Genomic DNA, 25418 nt, shown 5'->3' with positions numbered 1-25418 from the left:
GTAAAAGCCGAGTATAAATTTGGCTTAATACTTCCTATTTTCTATAGTTTGTGCTGATTTCACTTAATGTTTTGAAGGTACTATTGTGAGCCAATCCTCTACTATTTCCTCATGGTCGGTTGCTGATGTGGTTGCTTTGTATGAACTGCCTTTTATGGATTTAATTTGGAAAGCTCAACAAGTGCACCGCCAACATCATGACCCGCATGCTATCCAACTGTCTAGTTTGCTTTCTATTAAAACGGGTGGCTGTCCCGAAGACTGCAGCTACTGCCCACAGTCATCCAAATACAATACTGATGTAGAAAATGAGCGTTTACTAGATGTGGAAACTGTTCTTGCTGCTGCAAAAGCAGCCAAAGACAATGGTGCCCAACGCTTTTGTATGGGGGCAGCTTGGCGCTCCCCTACAGAAAAACAAGTTGATCAAGTCATTGAGTTAGTCCAAGCAGTAAAAGGCTTAGGTATGGAAACTTGCGTCACACTGGGCATGCTTAAAGACGGCCAAGCAGAACGCCTCAAAGACGCTGGTCTTGATTATTACAATCACAACTTGGATACCTCTCCCGACTTTTATAAAGAAATCATCAGCACCCGTACCTACCAAGATCGCATAGATACATTAAATCGCGTACAAAAAGCGGGCCTAAAAAGCTGTGTGGGGGGTATTGTTGGTTTAGGAGAGTCTAGGGAACAACGCGCGCGGCTTATTACTCAGCTTGCTAACCGCAACCCCTACCCTGAATCAGTCCCCATTAACCAACTGGTACGTGTTCAAGGCACACCCTTAGCTAATAACAACGACTTTGACGAATTTGAGTTCATACGCACCATTGCTATTGCGCGCATTACAATGCCGCGTGCTGCCGTGCGGCTTTCAGCTGGGCGCAGCAGCATGAGCGATGCCAGCCAAGCGTTGTGTTTTATGGCTGGCGCTAATTCCATTTTCTATGGTGACCAGCTTTTAACTACTGGCAATCCTCAGTTTGCTGTAGACCAGTCTCTATTCCAACGTCTGAATTTACACTCTAGTCATCATGCTATGAATCCCAGCACATGCTCCGCTCAAGATGAAATAAGCGCTGCAACCGTTAAACGATGCGGCCAAGCCCGCGCTGTTGCTGAAGCGTTATAACCATGTGGCTACTTATTAGCAGCATTATTTGTAGTGTTGCCGTCTCAGTTTTACTTAAACTTGCACGAGCACGCCAAATTCAAGTGGCTCAAGCCATTGCTTTTAATTATGTGTCTGCCACTGCGCTCACGCTGGTGCTTTTACAGCCAAAGCCAAGCAGCTTATTAACGCCCCAGACCCCTTATTGGGTAGTAATAGCGTTAGGGTTACTGTTGCCCAGTATTTTTCTCGTCATGGCACAGGCTATTCGCCATGCTGGCATAGTACTCAGCGACGCAGCTCAACGCTTATCACTGGTTATCCCTTTAATTGCGGCGGCTGTTGTTTTTGGAGAAGTGCTAGCTGGTAGTAAATGGCTAGGCATTGCGCTAGGGTTAACAGCGCTTATTTGTTTAAGCTTTGGTTCTAAAAAGCTCCATCAACCCATTGCTACCTCTGCTGGACTCTGGCTTTTAGGGGTATGGGTTGGGTATGGCGCTATAGATGTGTTGTTTAAACAGCTCTCTAAAAGTGGTGCTGGGTTTAGCAGCAGCCTATTAGTGACTTTTGTTTTGGCAGCGTTGTTCTTATTTAGCTGGTTAGCTTGGCGAAAAACGCAGTGGCATAGTCGCTCTATTGCTGTTGGCTTGTTGCTGGGAGTAATAAATTTTGGGAATATTTATTTTTATATTCGAGCACACCAACACTTTCCCGAACAGCCCACCTTGGTATTTGCAACCATGAACATTGGGGTGATTAGTTTAGGAACTCTAGTAGGAGCGGGTTTTTTTAAAGAAAAGCTTAGCCCTATTAGCCTAGTTGGCATAGGGCTAGCTTTAAGCGCTGTGCTGGTTTTATTGCCCTAGCTTAATCCACACGCACAGTGGGCACAACTTGCTCTGTGGGGGTGGAATCTAAGCCACCCACCGAAGCTTCTGTTTCAGCATCAGCAGCAAGCTCATCAAAAACAGGGTCATGCGAAATATCGCTGGTGATATCGACCCGTGGGTCTAGCGCAGCCGAGCTATGTATATGAGGCATGGGCACAAAATCAGTGGGTGCATCTTGACTAAGGTGCGTACCTTTAATTTTAGTGGGACGCACTAAAAAGCTTAGACCTACCCCACAGGCACAGAAAAAGATGTAATACCAATTGCTGCCTAGCTTGTCCATTAACAAGCCTACCAACAGCGGGCCTATACAGGCCCCTACCCCATACACCATATACAAAATAGCACTTAAACCTACACGTCGGTCTGGGTCTACGTTATCATTTGCAAAAGCAGCACCCAAGGGATATAAAGTAAAAACTAAAATGCCAAACAGTGCAGAAAAGCCAAGCAACCAGTAATACGAAAATTCCAACCAACCTAATAACGGCAAAGCAAATAAAAACAGCAGCAAGGCATTAATACGTATGGTCGTGACACGTCCAATACGATCCGCCAACCAACCTACTGGCCATTGAGCCATTACCCCAGCCGCCACAGAAACAGCCACAAACACAGCCACTTGCTCGCTATTTAATTCGGCCCGTAATGCATACACTGGCCCCAAGGCATAAAATGCCCCTGTTAGCATGCCAGCGACTAACAGTACGCTAATTGACAACGGCACCCGTTCGACATAATAACGAGCGTGAATGGGCGCTGGAACCTGAAGCGCAGGGTGCAATCGACGTGTTAACGCAATAGGCACTAAACTTAGCACAGAACAAATGGCTACAAAAATAAGTGGCTCGTAGTTCATATCGGGAAAACGAGTGAGAGCAACCTGGCCTAACACTGTGCCCAAACTATTCATCACCATGTAAAACGCAAAAATAATACCCCGTCGCTCGTTGTCAGTTTGCTCATTAAGCCAACTTTCAATCGCGATAAACTGCGTTACCATGGCTGCCCCCGCCACAAAACGCAAGCCTAACCAAATCCAGAGGTTGTCCACCATGATTTGGATTAACACAGATACCGTTACAAAAGCGGCACTAGCGGCATAGGCCCGAATATGACCAATGCTAAGAATAAGCCGATGACCTACTCGGGCCCCAAAAACTAAGCCCAAGTAGAAGATAGCCAGCAAAGCCCCTACCCAAATTTCTGAAACAGAAAGCTGCGTAAGGCGCAAGCCCATATAGGTATTAAATAAACCGGACCCGGTTAACAACACCAGCGTGGCTAAATATAAAGAAGAGAAGGCACCAATTGAGTTGAGCATGTGTACACATTAAATGAGACAGCTGGCCTAGAGGCCAGCTGCACTATGAAAACAAAAATGCCATGCGACGTGTTAGAGCTGGTTTAATAAAGTTTGGGCATCGCTTTTCTCTAAAGCGCCACCCTCGTCTATAAACAGTGCCTTAACCACCCCATCATCTAGATAGGCCGAGAAACGTTGTGCCCGTTGCCCAAGACCTTTTGCACTCAAGTCTAACACCAAGCCTAGTTTTTTCATCCACTCTGCACTACCATCCGCCATCATGCGAATAGCACCATTGACCTGGCGATCCCGCCCCCACGCCTCCATAACAAACATATCATTCACTGCAACACACCAGACCTCGTCAATACCCTTGGCCTTAAAAGCGTCTACCTGTTCAAGATAGTCAGGCAAATGACGCTCAGTGCATGTCGGTGTAAAAGCGCCTGGCACAGAGAACAACACAATACGTTTATTTTTGACTAAATCATTGACCTCATGGCTTTGAGGCGATTGCCCTGTGACAAACTCTGCCAAGGTCGCATTGGGTACGGTATCACCTATTTTAATGGTCATAGTTCCTCCTAAATAAAATGAGCTTTGTCATGTCATACTAATGGATAGTACCCTCACACGGCAATGCACCCGAGCAGAAAAAGTAAAGACTGGTCAACGGCTTAAAAACTATGCAGTCCCATCATTGCATTACAAACTCGTTGGTGCCCTTAGGGGCTTTTATGTTGAACCGCCATGGCATGGGTATAATAGAGCAGCTATTGGCTTAGCCTAATTTGGCTAGTCTAGAACTCAACCTACAGAGAGACTCATGGGCTTCAAAATCACAGATTCCGATTTAACTCTGACCCACTTAGATCAGAGCGGCCAAGTCCGCATGGTGGATGTCAGCCACAAAACGCGCAGCGCTCGTGAGGCAATTGCTCGCAGCACCGTGCGCCTCAGCGCGGGGGCCTATCAATTACTCACCGCCCAAGACAACGCCAAAGGCGAGGTCTTAAACACAGCTCGTATTGCTGGCATTCAAGCCGCCAAACGCTGCGCCAACTTGATCCCCTTGTGCCATACCTTGGCCTTAGACTTTGTTGGCATCGATTTTGAACTCGACCCTGAGCACCATTTACTGCATATTTTCGCCACCTGTCGCTGCGCCTATACCACTGGTGTGGAAATGGAAGCCATGATGGCCGCCAGCGTTGCTGCACTCACCATTTACGATATGTGCAAAGCCGCTGACAAAGGTATTGTTATTGAAGACACGCGTTTATTGCGCAAGTCCGGGGGTAAATCAGGTATATGGGAAGCAAACGCCTAATCCCTAGATCATTCGGTTTATCTCTCAAGGAATTCTCATGCCCACTTCAACTATAGATGTTTTATATTTTGCTCAAGTTGCTGAGCTAACCCAAAAGCGCCAAGAAAGCTGGCCTCTAGAGCAGCCTATTGCGGTTAGCTCGTGGCTAGCACAGGTTGTTAGCACATATCCTGTGCTGGCTCCTTTACAATCGCGGTTAAAAATTGCTATTAACCAATATCATGTAGAGCATGATGCCACCATTAACCCCGGCGACGAAGTAGCCGTTTTTGAACCTGTTACCGGAGGCTAATATGGTTATCGTTCAAGAGCACGACTTTGACGCAGCCCAGCTCATTGCTGACTTGCATCAGGCCCACCAAGGCCATGCGGGTGCGTTATTAAGCTTTATGGGCTATGTACGCGATTTTAACCCAGACGCCCCCACCGAAACGCTATTTCTAGAGCACTACCCAGGTATGTGCGAGCGAGAGATCACCGATATTTGCGAATACGCTAAACAACGCTGGGATATTCTAGACTATTGCGTGGTTCATCGTGTGGGTGAAATGCATTTAGGTGAACAAATTGTGTTTGTTGGCGTCACAAGCATTCATCGTGGCGATGCTTTTGCAGCAGGTGAATACATTATTGATGCCCTTAAAACGCGCGCTCCTTTTTGGAAACGAGAAAAACTTCAATCAGGTGAAAAGTTTTGGGTACAACAACGCGAGGCGGATGCTCTCAAAACGGCTGAATGGGAATCCCATGATTAAACTAAATTGTGCTGTATTAACTATTTCTAATTCACGCACGGCTGCCAATGACACCTCTGGCGACTATTTAGTCGATCAACTACAACGTGCTGGTCACCTCTGTTTAGAGCGCACAGTTAGCCCCGCCAATATCTATGCACTACGCAAGATCATCAGTAGTTGGATCGCCGATCCTCGCATTCATGTCATTATCACCAATGGCGGCACAGGCTACGGCCCAGAAAAAAATACCATTGCCGCATTACAGCCACTTTTTGATCAAACCATTACTGGTTTTGGTGAGCATTTTCGTCAGTTGTCTTTCGAAGACATCGGCAGCTCAGCCATGCAGTCAGACGCTTGCGCGGGGTTAGCTAATCAAACTGTTATTTTTTGCTTGCCCGGATCCACCAATGCCTGCCGTTTGGCTTGGACCCGTCTTATCCGTGACCAACTAAACAGCCAGCATACCCCCTGTAATTTTGCTGATCACTGTGCTACCAAATCCTAAACTGCTTTCTAAAAAGGGTTATTATGCTCGACTTTGATACCGCTCAAGACCGCCTTATCCAAGCGGCTGTTCGTCCCACACGCACTGAGCGTATTCCGGTACATTCTGCTTTAGGACGTATAGTAGCCGATACGGTTCAGGCTTCTATTGACATCCCCCCAGCAGATAATAGCGCCATGGACGGCTATGCCATTCGGTTTGCAGACTACCAAGAAGGCGTAGGCTTAGCGATTCAGCAACGGTGCTATGCGGGCGATATCCCTGAACCACTCCAAGCCGGCAAGGCCATCCGTCTTTTTACTGGCAGCTTAATGCCTGCTGGCGCAGATACCGTGGTTATACAAGAAAACTGTACTGAGTCAGACGACGTGGTCCAGATTCAAACCGCTCCCGCCCAAGGCGTGAACGTGCGCTATCGTGGTGAGGACATGGGTCAAGGGAAAACGATCCTTCTCAAAGGCGAAACCATTAACAGTGGTCATATTGCTATGCTTGCCTCACAGGGCATTACTGAGATTGAGGTATACCCCATTCCTAAAATCGGCATTCTTACGACTGGCGATGAGCTCACTGAGCCAGGGCAGCCCCTCAAAGAAGGACAAATCTACAACTCTAACGCACCGATGCTAGCTGCCTTAGTGCAACAGCTTAACGCCAAAGTTCATCTTGTTTTGCACGCCAAAGACACCTTAGAAGCCATCCAAGCAGCATTAACTCAACTTAGCGAGGAGTGCGATTTGGTCTTAACCGTGGGCGGGGTTTCGGTTGGGGATAAAGACTTGGTGAAGCCAGCCATTGAGCAATTGGGCGGCGAAATGAACTTATGGAAAGTGCGCATGAAGCCAGGCAAACCCGTTGCTCTGGCTCATATTGGTCAAACTCCCATTGTAGGGCTACCAGGCAATCCCGTTTCTTCGTTTGCGGTGTTTACACTGATGGTCTCACCCATGATTCGTATTATTCAAGGTCGCCGTCATGCTATGCCACAGGTGCTCTATGGCAAACTAGACAGCAACACCGTATTTTATGGGTGGCGCGAAGAATTTATTCGGGTTCAAGCTCGTCCTGATGCGGATGGTTTTTTATACTTAACCCCCCATGCCCAACAAGGCTCGGCTATTATTAGCTCTTTAGCTTGGTCCACAGGCCTTGCACGCATTCCAGCAGAGCAAGAGGCTGGGCTAGGCACAACGGTAGCCTATTACGACCTAAAACACTGGGGCTATTAGTCCACTTTCATATCAAGCGCCCTTAATTGGGCGCTTTGTATATCAGCTGGGGTATTAATATTAAAAAAGTGCGAAGCCGCATACTGCTGCATAGTAACCGCTACTGCTTGATGCTTTTGTAACCACCCTTGCACGCGACGCTCGCCTGCCAACACATCGGCTTTTAATATTGCTAGTGACGAGCGATGAGCTAACAAGCATAACGGGTAAGAACGTTCATGCTGCATATAAAACAGAGTGCGCTTGGGCTCAGCTAGACGAGCATCCCAAAGTGTCTGTAATAAGGGCGGGCGTATAAAAGGAGTATCTACCGGTAGCACCATTAGCCACTCTGTTTCACATTGCTCTAATAACGCCCAAAGCCCAGCTAATGGCCCTTGATAAGGTTCAAGCATAGCTGGGTCAGCCACCACGGTGCCATAGGTGGCATAATCGGCTTGGTTTCGATTTGCACTAATTAAAAGAGGTGACTGACAAAATGCGGTTAAACAGTGGTGCACCCAAGCCACTAAAGGTTTGCCTTGTAACTCCACCAAACCTTTATCAATAGAGCCAAGCTCTTGGAGACGACGCGCTTGACCACCCGTCAAAATAGCACCTGTTAGCTCTTTTTTAGGCATTAGCCACCTATGTAGCTCATTTCTATTTTTTCTCGTGGGGCTTGGTTTTGACCGCGGAGCTCGGAATAACGATCGCCACGACCATGCCAGACCTCCATGAGGTGCGCGGCAATCTCGTTATCCGTTGCGTTACTGCGCAATAAGCTGCGAACGTCGTAACCGCGACTAGCAAATAAGCACAAAAAGAATTGCCCCTCGGGAGATAAACGCATCCGGGTACAGTCGCCACAGAAAGGATTGGAAACGCTAGTGATAATACCGAATTCGCCACTGCCGTCTACATAGCGATACCGGTCAGCCACTTCACCGTAATAATCGGCGGCCACCGCTTCGATATCAAACTCTTGCGCTAGTTGCTCTACAATTTGAGCGCCTGTGATGACCTCAGCCATATTCCAACCGTTGGTATTTCCTACATCCATGTATTCAATAAAACGTAGAGCATGACCACGACCTTTAAAGTAACGCGCCATGGGGACAATTTGATCATCGTTGATGCCTTTACGCACAACCATGTTGACCTTAACGGGCGCTAAGCCAACCTCGGCCGCTTTTTCTATGCCAGCCAAAACGCGCTCAACCGCGACTTGACTATCGCTAAGCTGCGTAAAACGAGCACTATCCAGCGCATCTAAACTGACTGTGACACGGTGCAAACCCGCCTCTTTCAATGCTTGGGCTTTTTGAGCTAACAAGGTCGCATTGGTTGTCATGGCGAGCTCTACAGGCTGACCATCTGGAGTGCGTAACTGCGCCAACAAAGCAATTAAATTTTCTATGTGTTTACGCAATAAGGGCTCGCCCCCAGTGAGACGAATTTTTTGTACCCCCATTTGTACTGCTATGCTGGCTACACGTACAATTTCCTCAAAGCTCAGTAATTGCTGTTGAGGTAAAAAAGCGTGATCCGCACCGAACACTTCGCGCGGCATACAATAAGTACAACGGAAATTACAACGGTCTGTTACGGAAATACGTAAATCACGTAAAGGACGCTGTAAACGGTCGCGCAGCCCCGTTCCCTCGTGAGCCACCACCGTGGGCTGACGAGCCGGAGCCAAAGAGGTCGAAGAAGTATTAAGTATGCGTCCAGTCATGTGTGTGCTGTAGAGTAGTCAAATCAAAATCATCACCAAAAGCATCGGCTAATGTATAAAGGGTACCGATGCCTGTGGCTTCATACCCAGCCAATTGCTGCATATAGTGATGGTAATCAGCGCTGCGTAGGCGCTGTAAAAACTGTTGTATGATGGCACTATTAACCATCTCTTGGTGAAACGCAAAGAAATACCGCTGTTTTGCTAGGGAAATAAAGTCTAAGCCACAACGCTGCGCTGCCGTTTCAATACCAAAGCCTACATCTGCCATGCCACTTGCTACATGGGCTGCTACCGCCATGTGGGTGAATTCAGTGGCACCATAATTCAAAATTAAATCGGCATCTAAGCCTTGTTCTGAAATCATTAATTCCATTAAGTTTCTGGAGCCAGAGCCTTTTTGGCGATTCACTACGCGAACCTCTGGACGCATTAAATCGGCGATGGAATGAATACCCAGAGGGTTATCTGCTTGTACAAACAACCCCACATTGCGCTGTGCTAAAAAAGCCAGCGCCAACGAGGTCTGAGAAAGCAGCGGTTTGTACATGGCTAAAGTGGGGGCTTGATAATGCCCAGTAGGAATTTCAAAACCAGCAACATCACATTCACCCCGCTGGAGGGCTTCGAGTGCCTCTATACCGGTGCGGTAATTAAGCTCTATAGACGGAACCTGCTCGTCTGGTTTTTGGCGCATTAACCCCTCTACCGCAAAACCATGACTTGCATAGAGACGCAGTAATACCTGCTGCTTTTTATAAAGATCGTGTAGACCTGCACTAAAGACCTGTTGCTGCTCTTGTAAAAATGCACGTATCTTTTGATCAGATAGGCGGTATTGATGCAAAAGCTGTCGTGCAAAATCGGTGAGTTTGCTGCCCTGCCGTCTAGAGGTTTCAATTAAGGTCACAGCTAGCACCTGCTCGGCTTGGCGTATAACACCCCAAGCATGACGATAGGATAATTGCGTGAGTTTGGCGGCAGCCGATAAGTTGCCCACTTTATCTAGGGCTGCCAACAGCTGCATTAATGCACTGAGGTCTAACGTAGACGTTGCAGCAATAGACCACTGTGCCTGCACAACGACTTTTGTGCTTTCATCCATGAAAATCCCCATTGGCCTTCTAATATGTTCTGAATAACATATTAACACAAGCTATTGTTGCCCGGGCAAGCTTATTGATTAATAAGCACTATATGGGTAAATTTAAGCATAATCACCCCCATAATAATATGTAATCTTAATCATATAGGAGACTGCCACTAGGCAGACCCAAACGCCTATGTCCATACCTGTCCCTGCTTTGACTGCTGAACAGCTAGCTACGGTACTGCAAAATGCGCTAGATCAACACGCCCACAAAGAAGGCAACTTATTGCCTTTGTTGCATAGTATCCAAGATCAATTACGCTACATACCGGCTGCCATCGTTCCCCTACTTAGCACAGCAATTAACCGCTCTCGTGCAGAAATACACGGTGTCATCAGTTTTTATACGCATTTTCGTACCCAGCCCCCCGCTCCTGTATTGCTTGAACTCTGTCGTGCTGAATCCTGTCAGGCGCGTGGTGCCAACCATCTAATTACCCAAGTTAAAGAACAATTGGGGTGTGATTTCCATCAGACCAGTTCAAACGGGCACGTTTCACTCGAGCCAGTCTATTGCTTGGGCTTATGCTCGCAAGGCCCTGCCGCCATGATTAATGGCACACCAGTGGCACATCTTAATCTGCAGACACTCAATCAAGAACTCCAAGAAAAAGGAGTGCAATCATGAACCCCATTCGTCTTTATATACCGCGCGACACGGCTGCTGTGGCAGCTGGCGTAGAAAGCTTGATTCCTCTTATCAAAGCCCAAGCCCAAGCTCAAAACCAAGCAATTGAAATCGTGCGCAATGGCACATTTGGTTTGCTGTGGCTTGAGCCCCTCATAGAGGTCCAAACTGCAAAGGGGCGTATCGCCTACGGTCCTGTTTATGCTAAAGACATAGCCAGCTTGTTTGAAGCCAACTGGCTTCATGGCGGCGACCATCCTTTATGTCATGGTCTTACCACCCAAATTCCCTATTTAAAAAATCAAGAACGTCTTACTTTTGGGCGTATTGGTCATATAGATCCTTTGTGTCTCGAAGACTATGCCGCCCATGGTGGCTGGCAAGGCTTATCCCAAGCCTTAACCCTCAGCCCTCAGGCCATCGTCGACGCCACCACCGAATCCGGCTTACGTGGGCGCGGCGGTGCTGCTTTTCCTACGGGCATTAAATGGAACACCGTATTGCACGCCGCAGCGTCCCAAAAATACATAGTTTGTAATGCCGACGAAGGTGACTCTGGCACGTTTTCAGACCGTATTTTAATGGAAGCTGACCCTTACAGCTTAATTGAAGGCATGATCATTGCCGGGTTGGGCGTTGGTGCAACCCGAGGCTATATTTACTTACGCTCAGAATACCCTCTGGCCTACGAGGTATTGCAACAAGCCATTAAAAACGCCTATGCCGCTAACTATTTAGGCAAGTCTATCCAAGGCTCTTCTTATCAGTTTGATCTCGAGGTTCGCCTAGGCGCGGGGGCCTATATTTGTGGCGAGGAAACCTCATTACTCGAAAGCCTTGAGGGCAAACGGGGAGTTATTCGTTTTAAACCGCCCCTACCGGCACTTCAGGGCTTTTTAGGCCAACCTACCGTTGTCAACAACGTGGTCACACTAGCCAGTATTCCTATTATTTTTGCTAAAGGCGCTGCCTACTATAAAGAATACGGCATGGGCCGTTCGCGCGGCACCCTAGCTTTTCAATTAACAGGCAACCTTAAACAGGGTGGCTTAGTCGAAAAAGCCTTTGGGGTAACCTTGCGGGAATTACTGTACGACTATGGTGCAGGCAGCGCTTCTGGTCTAGATTTACGCGCTGTCCAAGTCGGCGGCCCCCTGGGTGCTTATTTACCAGAGTCCGATTGGGACGTGCCCCTCGACTACGAAAGTTATGCCGCTATTTCCGCCATGGTGGGGCACGGAGGCATTGTGGCCTTTGATCAACAGGTAGATATGGCAGAAATGGCACAGTACGCCATGGAGTTCTGTGCGGTCGAGTCCTGTGGTAAGTGCACCCCCTGTCGTATTGGGTCCACTCGCGGGGTAGAAACCATTGCTAAAATCCGCCAAAAACAAGACGCCGAAGCCAATGTGGTTTTACTTCACGACTTATGCGATACCTTAACCCATGCCTCCCTATGCGCTTTGGGTAGCATGACGCCCTATCCTGTCTTGTCTGCGCTTAACCATTTTGCAGAAGACTTCGGCTTAGAGCCAAGCACCAGCACTAGCGCTACCGTATAAAGGAGACTCTTATGTTAGAAACCGTTATTATTCGCGAACGAGATTTCGGTACGCCCGCCTCCACGTCTTTAGAGCAAGTGACTCTAACCATTGACGGTCATCAGGTCACAGCGCCTGTAGGCACATCCATTATGCGTGCTGCGGCCGAAGCCGGTATACAAATTCCAAAATTGTGCGCAACAGACTCTCTAGAGCCGTTTGGCTCTTGCCGTTTATGTTTAGTGGAAATCGAAGGACGTCGGGGGCAACCAGCATCATGTACGACGCTAGTCGAAGAAGGTCTAGTCGTTACCACAGCCAACGAACGCTTACATAAAGTACGACGCAATGTGATGGAGCTTTATATCTCTGATCACCCTCTAGACTGTTTAACCTGCTCAGCCAATGGCAACTGCGAGCTACAAACCGCTGCAGGTCAAGTCGGCTTACGCGAGGTACGTTATGGCTACGATGGAGCCAATCATCGTGATGCCTGCGCAGATATCACCAACCCCTACTTCACCTTTGATCCCAAGCTTTGTATTGTATGTAACCGCTGTGTGCGTGCCTGTGAAGAAACCCAAGGCACTTTTGCTTTAACCATTGATGGACGCGGTTTTGCAGCCCAAGTCGCTGCTGGGCAAATGGAAACCTTTTTAGATAGTGATTGTGTTTCATGTGGGGCTTGTGTGTCAGCTTGTCCTACTGGCTCACTCATGGAAAAAAACGTGATTGAAATGGGCCAGCCCGATCAAGCTATCATCACAACCTGTGCCTATTGCGGCGTAGGGTGTGGTCTAAAGGCAGAAACCAAAGGAGAACAAATTATACGCATGACGCCGTGGAAAGATGGCAAAGCTAACCGCGGTCACGCTTGTGTAAAAGGCCGGTTTGCTTGGGGCTATACCACTCATGAGGACCGCATCACTACTCCCATGATTCGTCGTAGTATTAACGACCCCTGGCAACAGGTGTCGTGGCAAGAAGCCCTCGATTATGCAGCCAGCGAAATCAAACGAATTCAAGCTCAATACGGTACCCATTCCGTCGGTGGTATCACCTCGTCACGTTGCACTAACGAAGAAACCTATCTAGTGCAAAAATTAGTTCGGGCTGCATTTGGTACCAATAACGTAGATACCTGTGCTCGTGTGTGTCACTCGCCTACCGGCTATGGGCTTAAACAAACTCTAGGCGAATCTGCAGGTACTCAAACCTTTGATTCGGTTATGGCCAGTGATGTGATCTTAGTCATGGGAGCCAACCCCAGCGATGCTCACCCTGTGTTTGCTTCCCGTCTAAAACGACGTTTACGCCAAGGCGCTAAGCTGATTGTGATTGATCCCCGTGCTATTGATTTGGTGTCCTCACCGCACATCAAAGCGGACTATCACTTGGCCCTACGTCCTGGCACAAATACGGCTTTGCTCTCTGCTTTAGCCCACGTCATCGTAACGGAAAATCTCTGCAATGACGCCTATATCGCAGAGCGCTGCGAAACGGATTCTTTTGCAGCGTGGCAAGCCTTTGTTAGTCAGCCTGAAAATTCGCCCGAAGCCATGGCACCTATTACCGGAGTGCCTGCAGAAACCATTCGTGCCGCAGCACGCTTGTATGCCACCGGTGGCAATGCCGCCATTTACTATGGGCTAGGTGTCACCGAACACACCCAAGGTTCAACCACAGTCATGGCCATCGCAAACCTTGCCATGGCCACCGGCAACATCGGTTTCGAAGGCGTGGGAGTTAACCCATTGCGGGGGCAAAATAACGTCCAAGGTTCCTGCGATATGGGCTCCTTCCCCCATGAGCTACCCGGATATCGTCATATCTCTGATACCTTCACCCGCGAACTCTTTGAGGCAGAATGGGGGGTGAGACTCGAAGCTGAACCTGGTTTACGTATTCCTAATATGTTTGATGCAGCCCTAAGCGGCTCATTTAAAGCGCTGTATTGCCAAGGGGAGGACATCGTTCAGTCAGACCCTAATACCCAGCATGTCACCGCAGCGTTATCTTCAATGGAGTGCATTATTGTCCAGGATCTTTTCCTGAACGAAACCGCTAAATATGCCCATGTGTTTTTACCTGGCTCCTCTTTCTTAGAAAAAGACGGCACCTTTACCAACGCAGAACGTCGTATTTCACGGGTACGCAAAGTCATGGAACCAAAAAATGGGATGGCTGACTGGGAAATTACATGTGCGCTTTCTAAAGCACTAGGCTACCCCATGGACTACAGCCACCCAAGCCAAATCATGGACGAAATTGCCCGACTAACCCCAACCTTCCAAGGGGTTAGCTATAAGCGTATTGAAGAGCTAGGTGGTAGCGTACAGTGGCCCTGCAACGAGCAAAGCCCCGACGGCACCCCCATTATGCATATTGATGAGTTTGTCCGTGGCAAAGGTAAGTTTATGGTTACGCAATATGTGCCCACTACCGAGCGCGTCACCAAACGTTATCCACTACTACTCACTACAGGCCGAATTCTGTCACAATATAACGTAGGAGCCCAAACTCGCCGTACAGCTAATACCCTTTGGCATGCTGAAGACACCTTGGAAATCCATCCAATGGATGCAGAGGAACGACGTATCCAAACCGGGGATCTATTATCAGTTCGCAGCCGCAAAGGTGAAACCACCCTACGCGCCCTTGTTACTGAGCGCATGCAACCAGGTGTGGTCTATACCACGTTCCATTTCCCTGAATCTGGTGCTAACGTAGTCACCACTGATAATTCCGACTGGGCAACTAACTGTCCTGAGTACAAGGTAACAGCCGTCGAAGTCAGCCCAGTCACCCCCCAAGACAGCTCAACTTGGCAAGATCACTGGTCTCAGTTTAACCACGAGCAACAGCGTTTGCTAAAGGGAGAGGCTCCTCTTGATACCACGGAACCCATAGACTCACCTTCCTTAGAAACTCTTTAAGTTATGACACAAAGCACCGTCACCCCTTTTATTGCTGCTGATTCCGCCTTGGCTGCAGGGCAAAGTACACGCACCGTTTGGCGCCAAAAGCGCCACGGTTCGTCCATCGCCGAAGACGATCAACTCGCCACGGAAGTGCCTATTGCTTTGCAATACAACGGCATCAGCCACGCGGTGCTTTTGGCTACCCCCACCTTTCTGGAAGACCTAGCCATAGGGTTTTCTTTTACTGAAGGCATCATTCGTACCGCTGATGATATCTATGATGTGGTTGTAGAACACGATGAGCGGGGTTTTGTACTCAATATAGAAATTGCCTCGGCCTGTTTAAACCAGCTTAAACAACGACGACGTCAACTGGCCGGCAGAACAGGCTGCGGGCTTTGCGGTTTAGAAAGTTTAAATGAAGTACAACGAGACCTAGCTCCTGTCAGCCCTCCCGCTCAAGCGTATAACCCAACCGCTATTTTCAATGCTCTTGACCAGCTGCGTAACCAACAACCCTTACATCAAATCACTGGTGCCACGCACGCAGCAGGCTGGGCAGATCGCGAAGGAACCATACAGGTAGTTCGTGAAGATGTCGGACGCCACAATGCGCTCGACAAACTAATTGGCCATTTACTGACCCACCAAACTGATGTCAAAAGCGGCTTAGTTGTGGTGTCTAGCCGGGCCAGCTTTGAAATGGTACAAAAAACAGCAGCACTGGGGGCTTCAGCATTAGTGGCTGTGTCTGCCCCCACCACCTATGCGACTCAAGTGGCGGATGAGCTCGGCCTGTTACTGGTTGCTTTTGGTCGAGAAAAACAATTCAGCGCTTACAGTCACCCCGAATTTTTACTAGCGAGTTAAGACTATGCAAGTTGATCCGCTCATTCCCATGCTCAATCAAATAGGAGCTTTTTTTGAAGCTCAACCCGACCCCCAAGCCTCTACCAAAGCCGTAGCTGACCATGTACGGCTGTTTTGGGAACCACGAATGCGTGAGAGTATTCTTCAGTTTTTAGAACAACACCCTGAGGGTAAAAGCCCAGAACATGAGCTTTTACCTATTGTGGTTAATGCATTAACCACGTACCGGCACGAGCTAACCCCTAGCTCACGCGTGTAATTGTGCCGGGCGTGCAGCCTCGATAACGGCTTGGTGTAAAAAACCAATAATGGCAAACCATAGCTCTTTATTGGCTGCCGCCAAACGCAAGGCTTGATCCACGTCCTGATACAAATGAAGGGTAGGCACATGCGCAAAGCTTAGGCCTGCCCCCACCCCTTCAAAGTCATACCACTGAAAATTATAATCAAAGCCAAACTGCTCTAGACGCTGACCAATAGCATGGTGATACTGAGCCGAGGCATGCTCTTGACCAGAAGCTAATAAAATAGGTCCTAAGCAGTTTTCCACAGCTAAGGGATAAGGCGAACGCACAGCAGCAGTGGGCTCACAAGCAATAACAGCCGACACTTGGGGGGCTAACTGCACACCAAGTAGCAACGCTAATTCAGCCCCCTCTTTATATCCTGACACAGCCACAAAATTATTTTTGGGGCTCATTGTGGTACGTACCCAAGCTAAAGCGGCCTTAAAAGCAAGCAGTGCGTCTGGCTCAGCCTCTAAGGTTGGGGTTTGGTCGTAATCAATCGCTAGTGCTATATAGCCACGTGCCGCATATAACGCAGCATGTGCCTCGTCCAAAGGGGCTGCGCTTTGATTTTTTAATACCATTACAGCAGGTTTATCCCCCGCTGTGCTTGGTACAAACATAATGCCATGAAAATCAGGCTGATTGATTTCTACACGCTGCACGGTAGCGTGAGTTAACCGCTGGGTGAGTACCGTCTTGGCGACTTGACCTGCACAATGTGCTTCAAGCTCAGTATGTAGCGCATGATGTACCGAGACCGGAAACAAATCGTCAGAGGCCGCATTTTCAGCTAGCTGCGTATAGATAAGCCCCAGGGGTTGCGCCGTGGTATAACTACCAGCGGTAGGCGCTACCTTTGATAAATCTGCTTGGCCTTGCGCGTCGGTTTGCACCGTAATCTGGCTGCGCCACACTTGCCCTGCTCGTTCCGTTTTAGAATAAATAGTGAGCTCAGTATGCGCAGGAGCACCCTTTACGACGAGCTTTCTGTCTATATCAATCAACGCATCAGCAAAATCCAACTCAAACGCTAACATTCACTTATCCTTTTAATCATTTTCATTATTGTACTCGTTGGGGCATAAAAAAAGCCTGCTTTAGCAAAGCAGGCTGGGATTACTGCGCGAAAATAAACTAGGTAGCGTCTTTTACACGGTAAACCAATACAGCGCAAGGAGCCAAATTAAGCACTTTTGCCGTTACGCTGCCTAGCAACAACCGAGACAGACCGCTGCGACCATGGCTACCAATAAAGATCAAATCGCAGCCTTCTTCGAGGGCGGCAGTGGCAACCGCGTCAGCCACATTAAAATTAGAAATAGAGCGCGATGTGGCTTTTACACCTGCGGTTTCAGCACGGTCTAAAACAGCCTGCAAGTATTTTTGCGACTGTAATGACGCGTTTTTTTCATAGTCTTCGTCTGTAATAGCATAGGCAGCCGCCATACCATCAAAACCTACTGTTGCTGCAAAAGGTTGAGTAACATGCAAGGCCACGACTTCTGCCCCAATTTGACGCGCAAAGGAAACACCTTTGTTAGCCGCTTGTGCAGACAATGTGGATCCATCGGTAGGAATTAGAATCTTTTTGAACATAATTTGCCCCGTTATTGGAAGTTATTACGCGAAGTGCTTGTATTGACTATACGTCAATTAAACTGCTGTACCTATTGATTAATATCAATTTTGTTGTGCGTATTGAAATAAATTTGCACAACGGTTACCGCTACGACAGTAGGCCAAAATAGGTGTAGGGAGTTCGGCCAAAAGCTGTTTGAATTCCTGAACATTTTCCAAAGTAATAGAACCGCTTACTACGGGTTGGTAGCGTACATTTAAGCCGGCTTGCTGTGCTGCTGCGATCATGGTTTCTGAGCTAGGTTGATTAAACTCTAACTCGAAATCGGGACGATTAATAATGACACTTTTAAAGCCTGCCTCGGCTGCAGCCTGAAGGTCTTGAGGCTGCAATTGAGGGGCAACAGCAAAGGTCTTGGTAAGTTGGCGGAATTCAAAGCTCATTCACTTCTCCGTGGTATGCAAAATTAATTGCTTCTAGTGTAGATGATATTAGATAAATCAACCACCAAACTTGATTAAGACTAAAGACGTAATAAGAGGTATATTAAATATACCTTTAATGCTTGGAGATCACCAGAATGAAAACACCTATATCCTGCAGTCGCGAAGACATTTCTCAGCTCGTTCATGATTTTTATGACCAAATTCGTCTGCATCCGAATCTAGGGCCTATTTTTAATGAGCATATTCAGGACTGGCCTACACACTTAAACACCATGGTTAGCTTTTGGTCGTCGATATTATTGAAAACCGGCGATTTTTCGGGGTCGCCCATGATGAAACATGCTGCGCTACCCAATTTAAGTGCTGATTTATTTGAGCAATGGTTACAATTATTTCATCAAACTTGCCAACAACAAGCTAACCCAGAGTTAGCAGAAACCGCCTGGTTGTTTGCGCAGCGTATTGCACGCAGTTTGTGGATGGGTTATCAAATCCAACAGCAACCAGAGCGGTCTCCTATTGATTTAGCTATTCGTGCTGATTAGTCAAAAGGGATAGGACGTGGTGTTTTGTCATGAGACGGGGGCAAAATAGGCAATGTAATTTGCGGTTGTTCGCCCGTTAAGGTTTTTAAAAATGCCACAATATCTGCATTTTCTTGGTCACTAAAATGACGTCCAAGTTGTAAACGCCCCATAATATCCACAGCTTCAGTCAACGTATCTACAGCCCCATCATGAAAATACGGATAGGTTAACTCTACGTTGCGTAAGGTTGGCACTTTAAAACTAAACCGGTCAGCATCAGCCCCTGTCACCGCACTACGGCCCTCGGCGGGGTTATCGGTTTGGTATGGCTCGACCACACCCATTTTTTGATAAGAAGAACCACCTAAGTTCACGCCATTGTGACAGGCTACACACCCACTGTTTTTAAAGAGCATATACCCCGCTAGCTCTTGATCTGTCAGGGCTTTGTCATCGCCCTTCAGCCATAAATCGAAGGCCGCATTAGGGGTAACCAGACTTTCCTCAAACACCGCAATAGCGTCCGTGACTTCATCAATGCTGAAATCTGCTTTGCCATATACCTGCTTGAACTCTTCTACGTACTGGGGAATAGACTGTAAAACCTCTACAGCCAGCTCGTGGGTAAAGCCCATTTCTAAGGGGTTGGCAATAGGGCCGCCGGCTTGGGCTTTTAAGTTTTCTGCACGCCCATCCCAGAACTGGGCCAAGTTTAGGCTGGAGTTAAGCACTGTAGGCGAGTTGATAGGGCCCTGCTGCCAACGGTCTCCAATAGAGGTTTTGATGTTATCTGAACCACCCATGCTTAGGTTGTGACAGGAATTACAGGAAATAAAACCAGATTTAGATAAACGCGGGTCAAAAAAGAGCTTTTTGCCTAGCTCTACCTTGGCAGCATCCTCGACCTGATAGGGGCTTACTGGCTGAACAGGCTCGGGACGCAAAGTGGTGGTGGTAGCAGTGACTGCAGTGGCAGCCCCCAACGAAAGAACCAACGCAGATAATCGTAAGCGGAACATCATGACTCCTAGTAAAAGCAATGTAACATTTATTTACCTTGTTTTATCATGGTTACTACTAGGACTTAACGATATACCTGTTCTATATAAATTTCTTTTATTTATTTAAAACTTAAAGGAACAAAGCTCTCTGTACTTTTAGTGTAGAGAGAGCTTTGAGCTAAAGCAGCAGAGCTTATACAAGCCCCAATGAATACATGGCGCTTTAGTGGTTTTGGTGAAGCGTTGTTTTAGACATTAAAGAGGAAGTTCAACACGTCGCCGTCTTGGACCACGTAGTCTTTGCCCTCGGCTCGCATTTTGCCGGCTTCTTTTGCCCCTTGTTCACCTTTGTATTGCACAAAATCGTCATAGGCAATGGTTTGGGCACGAATAAAACCCCGCTCAAAGTCGGTATGAATCACACCAGCAGCCTGAGGAGCAGTAGCCCCTACTGCTATAGTCCAAGCACGCACCTCTTTAACGCCTGCAGTGAAATAGGTTTGTAAGCCCAAAAGCTTATAACCAGCACGAATCACTCGGTTTAGGCCTGGTTCATCCATGCCCATGTCCTCGAGAAACACAGATTTATCTTCATCATCAAGTTGTGCAATTTCGGCTTCTACGGCAGCACAAACAGCCACTACAGGAGAGTTTTCTTTGGCAGCGTAGTCTTCTACTAATTGTAGATAAGGGTTTTGCTCGAAACCGTCTTCTGTGACATTAGCCACATACATGGCCGGTTTAGCCGTAATAAAACAAAACTGTTTAATTGCGGCCTGCTCTGACTCATCAAAATCTAAAGCACGAACAGGCGTTCCCTCACCTAGTGCAGCAATAATACGCTCTAGCGCATTGCACAAACGAATCGCGTCTTTATCACCAGAGCGAGCTGTGCGCTGATTGCGCTGCAAAGCACGCTCTGCACTGGCTAAATCCGCTAGCGCTAATTCGGTATGAATAACCTCGATATCGGCAATTGGGTCCACTTTACCGGACACATGCACCACATTTTCATCATCAAAGCAACGCACCACATGCACAATAGCATCTGTTTCACGAATGTTCGCCAAGAACTGATTCCCTAGGCCTTCGCCCTCTGATGCACCAGCGACTAGGCCAGCAATATCCACAAACTCGACAACGGCGGGTAACACACGCTCGGGCTTGACGATGTCAGCCAATGGATTTAAACGAGGATCTGGGACTTCTACTACGCCCACATTAGGCTCAATAGTACAAAAAGGGTAATTCTCCGCTGCAATACCGGCTTTGGTGAGTGCATTAAACAAGGTAGATTTACCAACGTTGGGCAAGCCAACAATGCCGCATTGAAGTGACATGGCGTTCCTAGAAATAAAAAATCAAAAAAATTAAAGGTATTATAGCGGTTTACTATTGCCCTATAGGCATCATGCGCACTATCGCCATAATGACTAGAATAGGCCCAGCATTAAATACAGCATGTAAAATAATACTGGCACCGATGCCTCGACGTACCCGGAGCCAACCTAAAACTAAACCCGTCATAAACTGAGGCAAAATAAGCATGGGCAACATCCAAAAATCGATCTGCTCAAACTTGAAATTATAAAGGTGAAGCGCAGCAAAAAGCAGCGTAGCACCATAAAAGAACCAACCAAAATGTCGGCCATAAAACACATACCAGTGTCTAGGCCATGCCTTGCCTAAGCCCACCGCCGCAAATACCGATGGCCGCCCTGCCCCATACACTGGGCGCACATACAACAGCACCACCACAGCCAACACAAGGCTGATAGTAAGCATTTGCGGACCGTTAAATAAACACCATAACGTGACGGGCAACAACCACAAAAACTGTGAAGGCCGGCGCAACACATACCTAAAAACCATTTCCTCAATCAGGGGGGCCCACAAAATGGCCTGCTTCCAAGGGATATTGGAAAGGTCTAATCGATGCTGGGTGCCCGTCGACGTTGCTACACCAGCCGCCAATGGCCCAAACACGGTTAAGTTCACTAGCCACAGCACTAACGCCCATTGAAAAATGCGTTTAACGCCTAGGCCATTAGTCCAGTCAGTGTGCCAGCCATGACCTAGATCTTGGCCGCCTAAACGAGGGGCAAGGTTTGGTGCGCGTAAAAAACGAAAAAAATCGCGCAACTCTTCTTTGAAGCTAGGCGCTTGACTCACCCATTACCCCCATGCAGTTGTTGGATGGCTAGATCAAAATTTCCCTCTAGCAGCGGTGTCAATATCGCATCAGCACGCCAAAGCACATCTTCAATCGCTTCACGCTCCGCCGCTCTAGGAGGACTGAGTACAAAAGCAGCCACTTGTTGGGCTAAACCTAAACTGCGCGGATGCCCAATACCAATCCGCATACGCCAGTAATCAGGGCTAGAAAACACCTGCTGAATGTCACGCAAACCATTATGCCCTGCATGACCACCGCCTTTTTTAAGCTTAGCTTGACCAGGCAACAGATCCAGCTCGTCATGCAGCACCAAAACCTGCTCTGGCTTTAACTTGTAAAAGCGCATTAATGCTCCGGCGGCTTGACCAGAGCGATTCATAAAGGTGGTAGGCTTAGCAATAATAATAGGCTGGCCATCAAAACGACCTTTAGCAACCCAAGCAGCCATGTTTTTATCTAAGCTAAAGCTGGCATTCATCTTTTTGGCGTATTCATCAGCAAGCCAAAAGCCCGCATTATGACGCGTTTTTTCATAGTCTGCGCCCGGATTACCCAGGCCGATTATTAAACGAATTCCTTCTGTCATTTTTGGTATCCACATACTAAAAACCCCCGTCAGCCAAGCTAACAGGGGTTTTATTATAAGCAGGGCTTACAGCAACAAAATAAAATAATTATTCTGCGCTTTCTTCAGCTGCTGCGTCGTCTTCGGACTCATCACCATTATCGGCAGCTGCACCACCACCAACTTGTAGAGCAGTAGCTAAAGCTGGATCAGGATCGGTGCTAGCACCTGCGTACTCTACGCCTGCAGGTAAGGTTACTGCAGATAAAGTAATGGTTTCACCAGGTTCTAGTGCACCAAGCTCTACGTCTATAGAAGCAGGCAAATCACCAGGTAAGCATGTGACTTCTAGGTCAACCAATAGCTGACTGATAACCTGGCTGTGTAGTTTTACAGCTGGGGACTCATCGCCATTGAGGAAGTTAAGAGGTACACGAGTAGTAATAGCTTGATCAGCACGAACGCGCTGGAAATCAACGTGCATTACTTGTGGCTTGTAAGCATGCCACTGTACTGAACGCAAAATAACTTTTTCTGATTTACCATCGATATCCATATCTAAGATAGAAGCATGGAACACGTCTTTACGTAGATCGTGATAAATTTGGTTGTGGTCTAGGGCCACAATAACAGGCTCGGCGTTGCCACCGTAAACAATGGCAGGAACCTGGCCAGCGCGACGCAGGCGGCGGCTCGCACCCGAACCCTGTACATCACGTGCAAAGGCTTTGAATTTCATGGGAAAACTCCATAATTGCGACGGATCGCAAACAATAAAAACAACATACCGCGACCAGTATGTTGCGTTGGAAATCTAGTCAACAAACAACGAGCTAACTGACTCGGCGTTTGATATACGCAGCATCGTTTCCCCCCATAGGGCTGCACAGGAAAGCTGACGTATTTTTTCACACTCTCGGGCTTCGGCCGACAGTGGAATAGTATCTGTAACCACAAGCTCATTGAGCTCGGAATGCTTAATACGCTCGATGGCTTCGCCAGACAATACAGGGTGAGTACAGTAAGCATACACAGCAACTGCACCACGTTGCTTTAGGGCTTCGGCTGCTTTACACAAAGTGCCAGCAGTATCCACCATGTCATCCATTAAAATACATGTGCGCCCGTTCACATCGCCAATGATGTTCATGACTTCGGACACATTCGCACGAGGACGACGCTTGTCAATAATAGCTAAGTCGGCTTCAAGCTGTTTAGCCAAAGCACGAGCACGCACTACCCCACCAATATCGGGCGACACAACCACTAAATCTTTGTAGTTGCAACGCCAAATATCACCCAACAAAATGGGAGATGCATAGATATTGTCAACAGGAATATCAAAAAAGCCTTGGATTTGGTCGGCGTGTAAGTCCATAGTCATAACGCGGTCAACACCGGCGACCTGAAGCATATTTGCTACGACTTTAGCGGAAATCGCCACACGAGCAGAGCGTGGACGACGGTCTTGGCGTGCATAACCAAAATACGGTATGGCAGCAGTAATACGACCGGCAGAAGCTCGGCGCAATGCATCGACCATAACCATGACTTCCATTAAATTGTCATTGGTGGGAGCGCAGGTTGGCTGGAGCACAAAAACATCGCGACCGCGTACGTTTTCATTAATTTCGACCATAACTTCTCCGTCAGAGAAGCGACCTACGGTCATTTTGCCAAGAGACATGTCTAAGTGATTTGCAACATCTACAGCCAAACGTGGATTTGCTGTACCAGTGAAAATCATGAATCGGTCATGTGCCATGATGTGAGGGTCGTAGAGAGTATTGGATGCGTGGCGAAAAAATAAAGCCGTTGACCACTACCTATTTTAAGTAGTAGCTCAACAGCTTTATTATGACGCAGACCTGATGGTCTGTAAATGTATGGCTGGGGATAAAGGATTCGAACCTTTGCATGCCGGAATCAAAATCCGGTGCCTTAACCAGCTTGGCTAATCCCCAAATTCGTTTAGCCAGTTATAAAGTGGGTGGGTATTTACCCCACTAACAACCCACATCTGGGGTTGCTGTTGCACTGATAACTGCTCGTGCAAAACTATATCACATAAATAACTGCTTTGTCTACAGGCTGTCTCTTTATCCAAAAACGGTACAAAAAAACTTGAACCTGAGCCTGTCATTCTAGCATGCAGTTTTGCTTTATGCAAGACCTGAAACAAGGTATTTATTTCCGGCTCGAACTTACATGCTATAGGTTCTAGATTGTTTATGCCAAATAGAGACACCGAATCGTGGTATTTCGCATCGGGCTGTATCAAAGAACCTGTAAAGTCTGTAATTATGATGGGCTTTTGATTTCTTGTCAAGCCTTTATCGGAAAAAATCACAGGTGTTGGCACAAAAGCCTGCGGTGTTAGCACAATATAGTGCAAGTTAGGCAAAGTAATGGCTTGTAATTGCTCGCCCACACCCTCAGCAAAAGCATTTTGACCAAAGATAAAAACCGGCACATCTGCCCCAAGCTGCAAACCTAGTTGCATAAGCTGTGAACGGGTTAAGCGGGTTTGCCATAATTTATTTAATGCAATTAATGTGGTTGCCGCATCGCTAGAACCGCCACCTAAACCTGCCCCGGCAGGTATGTTTTTTTGACAGCGGATGCGAGCCCCATAGGTGACGCCGGTAGTGGCTTGCAACAAGCGAGCGGCTTTGATTATTAAATCTTGTTCTGGCTCTAGACCTGCCAGAGACTCACCGACTCGCTCAATCACGCCGTCTGTGCGCAGCTCAAAATCAAGGTAATCACATAGATCAATAAAAGTAAAAACCGACTGCAGCAAATGGTAGCCATCTGCGCGTCTGCCCACCACATGCAAAAAAAGATTGAGCTTAGCGGGAGCTGGTACAGCTGTTAATGCCTTGGTTGCCAA

28 protein-coding genes and 1 tRNA gene are annotated in these 25418 nt (G+C 47.7%); 13 read left to right on the top strand and 16 right to left on the bottom strand.

Going from position 1 to position 25418, the window contains the following annotated elements:
• Window positions 1–85: 85 nt before the first annotated feature.
• Window positions 86–1135: a biotin synthase BioB gene (gene bioB / locus ACBP46_RS03280; RefSeq protein ID WP_371015295.1), complete on the top strand. Its 1050-nt coding sequence runs from the start codon at window positions 86–88 to the stop codon at window positions 1133–1135.
• A 2-nt stretch (window positions 1136–1137) separates the two neighbouring features.
• On the top strand, window positions 1138–1980 hold the full coding sequence (locus ACBP46_RS03275; RefSeq protein WP_371015294.1) for an EamA/RhaT family transporter: 843 nt from the start codon (window positions 1138–1140) through the stop codon (window positions 1978–1980).
• 1 nt (window position 1981) lies between these two features.
• On the opposite strand, the gene ACBP46_RS03270 is transcribed toward ACBP46_RS03275, so the two are convergent.
• Both ACBP46_RS03270 and ACBP46_RS03265 read right to left on the bottom strand, forming a co-directional pair.
• Window positions 1982–3328: an MFS transporter gene (locus ACBP46_RS03270; RefSeq protein WP_371015293.1), complete on the bottom strand. Its 1347-nt coding sequence runs from the start codon at window positions 3326–3328 to the stop codon at window positions 1982–1984.
• Window positions 3329–3400: 72 nt separating this feature from the next.
• Window positions 3401–3886, bottom strand: coding sequence for a peroxiredoxin (locus tag ACBP46_RS03265; protein ID WP_371015292.1), 486 nt, complete (start codon window positions 3884–3886; stop codon window positions 3401–3403).
• A gap of 250 nt (window positions 3887–4136) precedes the next feature.
• Between ACBP46_RS03265 and moaC the strand changes: the two genes are divergently transcribed.
• Genes moaC through ACBP46_RS03240 form a run of 5 tightly spaced genes read left to right on the top strand, consistent with a single transcriptional unit; the run spans window position 4137 to window position 7114 of the window.
• Window positions 4137–4640: a cyclic pyranopterin monophosphate synthase MoaC gene (gene moaC / locus ACBP46_RS03260; RefSeq protein ID WP_371015291.1), complete on the top strand. Its 504-nt coding sequence runs from the start codon at window positions 4137–4139 to the stop codon at window positions 4638–4640.
• Window positions 4641–4677: 37 nt separating this feature from the next.
• On the top strand, window positions 4678–4932 hold the full coding sequence (locus ACBP46_RS03255; protein ID WP_371015290.1) for a MoaD/ThiS family protein: 255 nt from the start codon (window positions 4678–4680) through the stop codon (window positions 4930–4932).
• Between the two features lies 1 nt (window position 4933).
• Window positions 4934–5395, top strand: a complete 462-nt coding sequence (locus ACBP46_RS03250) for a molybdenum cofactor biosynthesis protein MoaE (RefSeq protein ID WP_371015289.1) — start codon at window positions 4934–4936, stop codon at window positions 5393–5395.
• A complete protein-coding gene (gene moaB / locus ACBP46_RS03245) occupies window positions 5373–5885 on the top strand; it encodes a molybdenum cofactor biosynthesis protein B (RefSeq protein WP_371015418.1) in 513 nt (170 codons plus the stop codon). The genes ACBP46_RS03250 and moaB overlap by 23 nt, the downstream gene beginning before the upstream one ends.
• A 23-nt stretch (window positions 5886–5908) precedes the next feature.
• Complete coding sequence (locus ACBP46_RS03240; protein ID WP_371015288.1) at window positions 5909–7114, top strand: molybdopterin molybdotransferase MoeA; 1206 nt, start codon at window positions 5909–5911, stop codon at window positions 7112–7114.
• On the opposite strand, the gene mobA is transcribed toward ACBP46_RS03240, so the two are convergent.
• From mobA to ACBP46_RS03225, 3 genes are read right to left on the bottom strand one after another with little or no spacing between them, the layout of a single operon-like run.
• Entirely contained in the window at window positions 7111–7734 is a 624-nt protein-coding gene (gene mobA / locus ACBP46_RS03235; RefSeq protein WP_371015287.1) for a molybdenum cofactor guanylyltransferase, read from the bottom strand. The genes ACBP46_RS03240 and mobA overlap by 4 nt on opposite strands.
• A complete protein-coding gene (gene moaA, locus ACBP46_RS03230; RefSeq protein ID WP_371015286.1) occupies window positions 7734–8831 on the bottom strand; it encodes a GTP 3',8-cyclase MoaA in 1098 nt (365 codons plus the stop codon). Before moaA ends, mobA begins: the two co-directional genes overlap by 1 nt.
• The gene (locus ACBP46_RS03225) at window positions 8812–9936 is read right to left on the bottom strand and encodes a substrate-binding domain-containing protein (RefSeq protein WP_371015285.1); all 1125 of its coding nucleotides are present in this window, start codon (window positions 9934–9936) and stop codon (window positions 8812–8814) included. Before ACBP46_RS03225 ends, moaA begins: the two co-directional genes overlap by 20 nt.
• Window positions 9937–10114: 178 nt before the next feature.
• Here ACBP46_RS03225 and ACBP46_RS03220 point away from each other — a divergent pair, with 178 nt between their 5' ends.
• The 5 genes from ACBP46_RS03220 to ACBP46_RS03200 are packed head-to-tail and all read left to right on the top strand — an operon-like array spanning window position 10115 to window position 16200.
• Window positions 10115–10609, top strand: a complete 495-nt coding sequence (locus ACBP46_RS03220; RefSeq protein WP_371015284.1) for an NAD(P)H-dependent oxidoreductase subunit E — start codon at window positions 10115–10117, stop codon at window positions 10607–10609.
• On the top strand, window positions 10606–12171 hold the full coding sequence (locus ACBP46_RS03215) for a formate dehydrogenase beta subunit (RefSeq protein WP_371015283.1): 1566 nt from the start codon (window positions 10606–10608) through the stop codon (window positions 12169–12171). Before ACBP46_RS03220 ends, ACBP46_RS03215 begins: the two co-directional genes overlap by 4 nt.
• A gap of 11 nt (window positions 12172–12182) precedes the next feature.
• Window positions 12183–15086, top strand: coding sequence for a formate dehydrogenase subunit alpha (gene fdhF, locus ACBP46_RS03210; RefSeq protein WP_371015282.1), 2904 nt, complete (start codon window positions 12183–12185; stop codon window positions 15084–15086).
• Window positions 15087–15089: 3 nt separating this feature from the next.
• A complete protein-coding gene (gene fdhD, locus ACBP46_RS03205) occupies window positions 15090–15941 on the top strand; it encodes a formate dehydrogenase accessory sulfurtransferase FdhD (RefSeq protein WP_371015281.1) in 852 nt (283 codons plus the stop codon).
• 4 nt (window positions 15942–15945) lie between these two features.
• Window positions 15946–16200: a formate dehydrogenase subunit delta gene (locus tag ACBP46_RS03200; RefSeq protein ID WP_371015280.1), complete on the top strand. Its 255-nt coding sequence runs from the start codon at window positions 15946–15948 to the stop codon at window positions 16198–16200.
• Here the strand turns inward: ACBP46_RS03200 and ACBP46_RS03195 are convergent.
• The 3 genes from ACBP46_RS03195 to ACBP46_RS03185 all read right to left on the bottom strand — a co-directional run bounded on the left by ACBP46_RS03195 (window position 16189) and on the right by ACBP46_RS03185 (window position 18253).
• Window positions 16189–17268: an acyl-CoA thioesterase/BAAT N-terminal domain-containing protein gene (locus ACBP46_RS03195; protein WP_371015279.1), complete on the bottom strand. Its 1080-nt coding sequence runs from the start codon at window positions 17266–17268 to the stop codon at window positions 16189–16191. The genes ACBP46_RS03200 and ACBP46_RS03195 overlap by 12 nt on opposite strands.
• 97 nt (window positions 17269–17365) lie before the next feature.
• Window positions 17366–17827 carry a universal stress protein gene (locus ACBP46_RS03190; protein WP_077734556.1) on the bottom strand — a complete coding sequence of 154 codons (462 nt, stop codon included), beginning with the start codon at window positions 17825–17827 and terminating at the stop codon, window positions 17366–17368.
• 84 nt (window positions 17828–17911) lie between these two features.
• Complete coding sequence (locus ACBP46_RS03185) at window positions 17912–18253, bottom strand: TIGR01244 family sulfur transferase (RefSeq protein WP_371015278.1); 342 nt, start codon at window positions 18251–18253, stop codon at window positions 17912–17914.
• A 137-nt stretch (window positions 18254–18390) separates the two neighbouring features.
• Between ACBP46_RS03185 and ACBP46_RS03180 the strand changes: the two genes are divergently transcribed.
• Window positions 18391–18801, top strand: coding sequence for a group III truncated hemoglobin (locus ACBP46_RS03180; RefSeq protein ID WP_371015277.1), 411 nt, complete (start codon window positions 18391–18393; stop codon window positions 18799–18801).
• Here ACBP46_RS03180 and ACBP46_RS03175 read toward each other — a convergent pair.
• The 8 genes from ACBP46_RS03175 to ispE all read right to left on the bottom strand — a co-directional run bounded on the left by ACBP46_RS03175 (window position 18798) and on the right by ispE (window position 25418).
• On the bottom strand, window positions 18798–19805 hold the full coding sequence (locus ACBP46_RS03175) for a cytochrome-c peroxidase (protein ID WP_371015276.1): 1008 nt from the start codon (window positions 19803–19805) through the stop codon (window positions 18798–18800). The two genes, ACBP46_RS03180 and ACBP46_RS03175, sit on opposite strands and share 4 nt — an antisense overlap.
• 227 nt (window positions 19806–20032) lie before the next feature.
• Window positions 20033–21124, bottom strand: a complete 1092-nt coding sequence (gene ychF / locus ACBP46_RS03170) for a redox-regulated ATPase YchF (protein ID WP_371015275.1) — start codon at window positions 21122–21124, stop codon at window positions 20033–20035.
• A gap of 52 nt (window positions 21125–21176) precedes the next feature.
• Window positions 21177–21956 carry a CPBP family glutamic-type intramembrane protease gene (locus tag ACBP46_RS03165; RefSeq protein ID WP_371015274.1) on the bottom strand — a complete coding sequence of 260 codons (780 nt, stop codon included), beginning with the start codon at window positions 21954–21956 and terminating at the stop codon, window positions 21177–21179.
• Entirely contained in the window at window positions 21953–22546 is a 594-nt protein-coding gene (pth, locus tag ACBP46_RS03160; protein WP_371015273.1) for an aminoacyl-tRNA hydrolase, read from the bottom strand. Before pth ends, ACBP46_RS03165 begins: the two co-directional genes overlap by 4 nt.
• Window positions 22547–22634: 88 nt before the next feature.
• A complete protein-coding gene (locus ACBP46_RS03155; RefSeq protein ID WP_371015272.1) occupies window positions 22635–23264 on the bottom strand; it encodes a 50S ribosomal protein L25/general stress protein Ctc in 630 nt (209 codons plus the stop codon).
• A gap of 75 nt (window positions 23265–23339) precedes the next feature.
• A complete protein-coding gene (locus ACBP46_RS03150; RefSeq protein WP_371015271.1) occupies window positions 23340–24290 on the bottom strand; it encodes a ribose-phosphate pyrophosphokinase in 951 nt (316 codons plus the stop codon).
• A gap of 122 nt (window positions 24291–24412) precedes the next feature.
• Window positions 24413–24489: transfer RNA gene (locus ACBP46_RS03145), tRNA-Gln, on the bottom strand.
• Window positions 24480–25418 (bottom strand): 4-(cytidine 5'-diphospho)-2-C-methyl-D-erythritol kinase, encoded by a 939-nt coding sequence (gene ispE / locus ACBP46_RS03140; protein ID WP_371015270.1) that lies wholly within the window; start codon window positions 25416–25418, stop codon window positions 24480–24482. The genes ACBP46_RS03145 and ispE overlap by 10 nt, the downstream gene beginning before the upstream one ends.

Origin of the sequence: Paenalcaligenes hominis (assembly GCF_041359055.1) — a bacterium.
Taxonomy (GTDB): Bacteria; Pseudomonadota; Gammaproteobacteria; order Burkholderiales; family Burkholderiaceae_B; genus Paenalcaligenes; species Paenalcaligenes hominis_A.
The sequence above is the reverse complement of the archived record's forward strand: the minus strand, read 5'-3'. Positions and strand labels throughout refer to the sequence as shown.

Coding starts and splice junctions, on each gene's coding strand:
- ACBP46_RS03155 (WP_371015272.1), bottom strand. CDS start 23,264: ATGAAATTCAAAGCCTTTGCACGTGATGTACAGGGTTCGGGTGCGAGC.
- ACBP46_RS03255 (WP_371015290.1), top strand. CDS start 4,678: ATGCCCACTTCAACTATAGATGTTTTATATTTTGCTCAAGTTGCTGAG.
- ACBP46_RS03215 (WP_371015283.1), top strand. CDS start 10,606: ATGAACCCCATTCGTCTTTATATACCGCGCGACACGGCTGCTGTGGCA.
- ACBP46_RS03240 (WP_371015288.1), top strand. CDS start 5,909: ATGCTCGACTTTGATACCGCTCAAGACCGCCTTATCCAAGCGGCTGTT.
- moaC (WP_371015291.1), top strand. CDS start 4,137: ATGGGCTTCAAAATCACAGATTCCGATTTAACTCTGACCCACTTAGAT.
- ACBP46_RS03195 (WP_371015279.1), bottom strand. CDS start 17,268: ATGTTAGCGTTTGAGTTGGATTTTGCTGATGCGTTGATTGATATAGAC.
- fdhD (WP_371015281.1), top strand. CDS start 15,090: ATGACACAAAGCACCGTCACCCCTTTTATTGCTGCTGATTCCGCCTTG.
- ACBP46_RS03250 (WP_371015289.1), top strand. CDS start 4,934: ATGGTTATCGTTCAAGAGCACGACTTTGACGCAGCCCAGCTCATTGCT.
- ACBP46_RS03275 (WP_371015294.1), top strand. CDS start 1,138: ATGTGGCTACTTATTAGCAGCATTATTTGTAGTGTTGCCGTCTCAGTT.
- ACBP46_RS03150 (WP_371015271.1), bottom strand. CDS start 24,290: ATGGCACATGACCGATTCATGATTTTCACTGGTACAGCAAATCCACGT.
- ACBP46_RS03175 (WP_371015276.1), bottom strand. CDS start 19,805: ATGATGTTCCGCTTACGATTATCTGCGTTGGTTCTTTCGTTGGGGGCT.
- mobA (WP_371015287.1), bottom strand. CDS start 7,734: ATGCCTAAAAAAGAGCTAACAGGTGCTATTTTGACGGGTGGTCAAGCG.
- ACBP46_RS03265 (WP_371015292.1), bottom strand. CDS start 3,886: ATGACCATTAAAATAGGTGATACCGTACCCAATGCGACCTTGGCAGAG.
- ACBP46_RS03180 (WP_371015277.1), top strand. CDS start 18,391: ATGAAAACACCTATATCCTGCAGTCGCGAAGACATTTCTCAGCTCGTT.
- fdhF (WP_371015282.1), top strand. CDS start 12,183: ATGTTAGAAACCGTTATTATTCGCGAACGAGATTTCGGTACGCCCGCC.
- ACBP46_RS03225 (WP_371015285.1), bottom strand. CDS start 9,936: ATGGATGAAAGCACAAAAGTCGTTGTGCAGGCACAGTGGTCTATTGCT.
- ychF (WP_371015275.1), bottom strand. CDS start 21,124: ATGTCACTTCAATGCGGCATTGTTGGCTTGCCCAACGTTGGTAAATCT.
- moaA (WP_371015286.1), bottom strand. CDS start 8,831: ATGACTGGACGCATACTTAATACTTCTTCGACCTCTTTGGCTCCGGCT.
- ACBP46_RS03200 (WP_371015280.1), top strand. CDS start 15,946: ATGCAAGTTGATCCGCTCATTCCCATGCTCAATCAAATAGGAGCTTTT.
- pth (WP_371015273.1), bottom strand. CDS start 22,546: ATGACAGAAGGAATTCGTTTAATAATCGGCCTGGGTAATCCGGGCGCA.
- ACBP46_RS03190 (WP_077734556.1), bottom strand. CDS start 17,827: ATGTTCAAAAAGATTCTAATTCCTACCGATGGATCCACATTGTCTGCA.
- ACBP46_RS03185 (WP_371015278.1), bottom strand. CDS start 18,253: ATGAGCTTTGAATTCCGCCAACTTACCAAGACCTTTGCTGTTGCCCCT.
- ACBP46_RS03270 (WP_371015293.1), bottom strand. CDS start 3,328: ATGCTCAACTCAATTGGTGCCTTCTCTTCTTTATATTTAGCCACGCTG.
- ACBP46_RS03220 (WP_371015284.1), top strand. CDS start 10,115: ATGTCCATACCTGTCCCTGCTTTGACTGCTGAACAGCTAGCTACGGTA.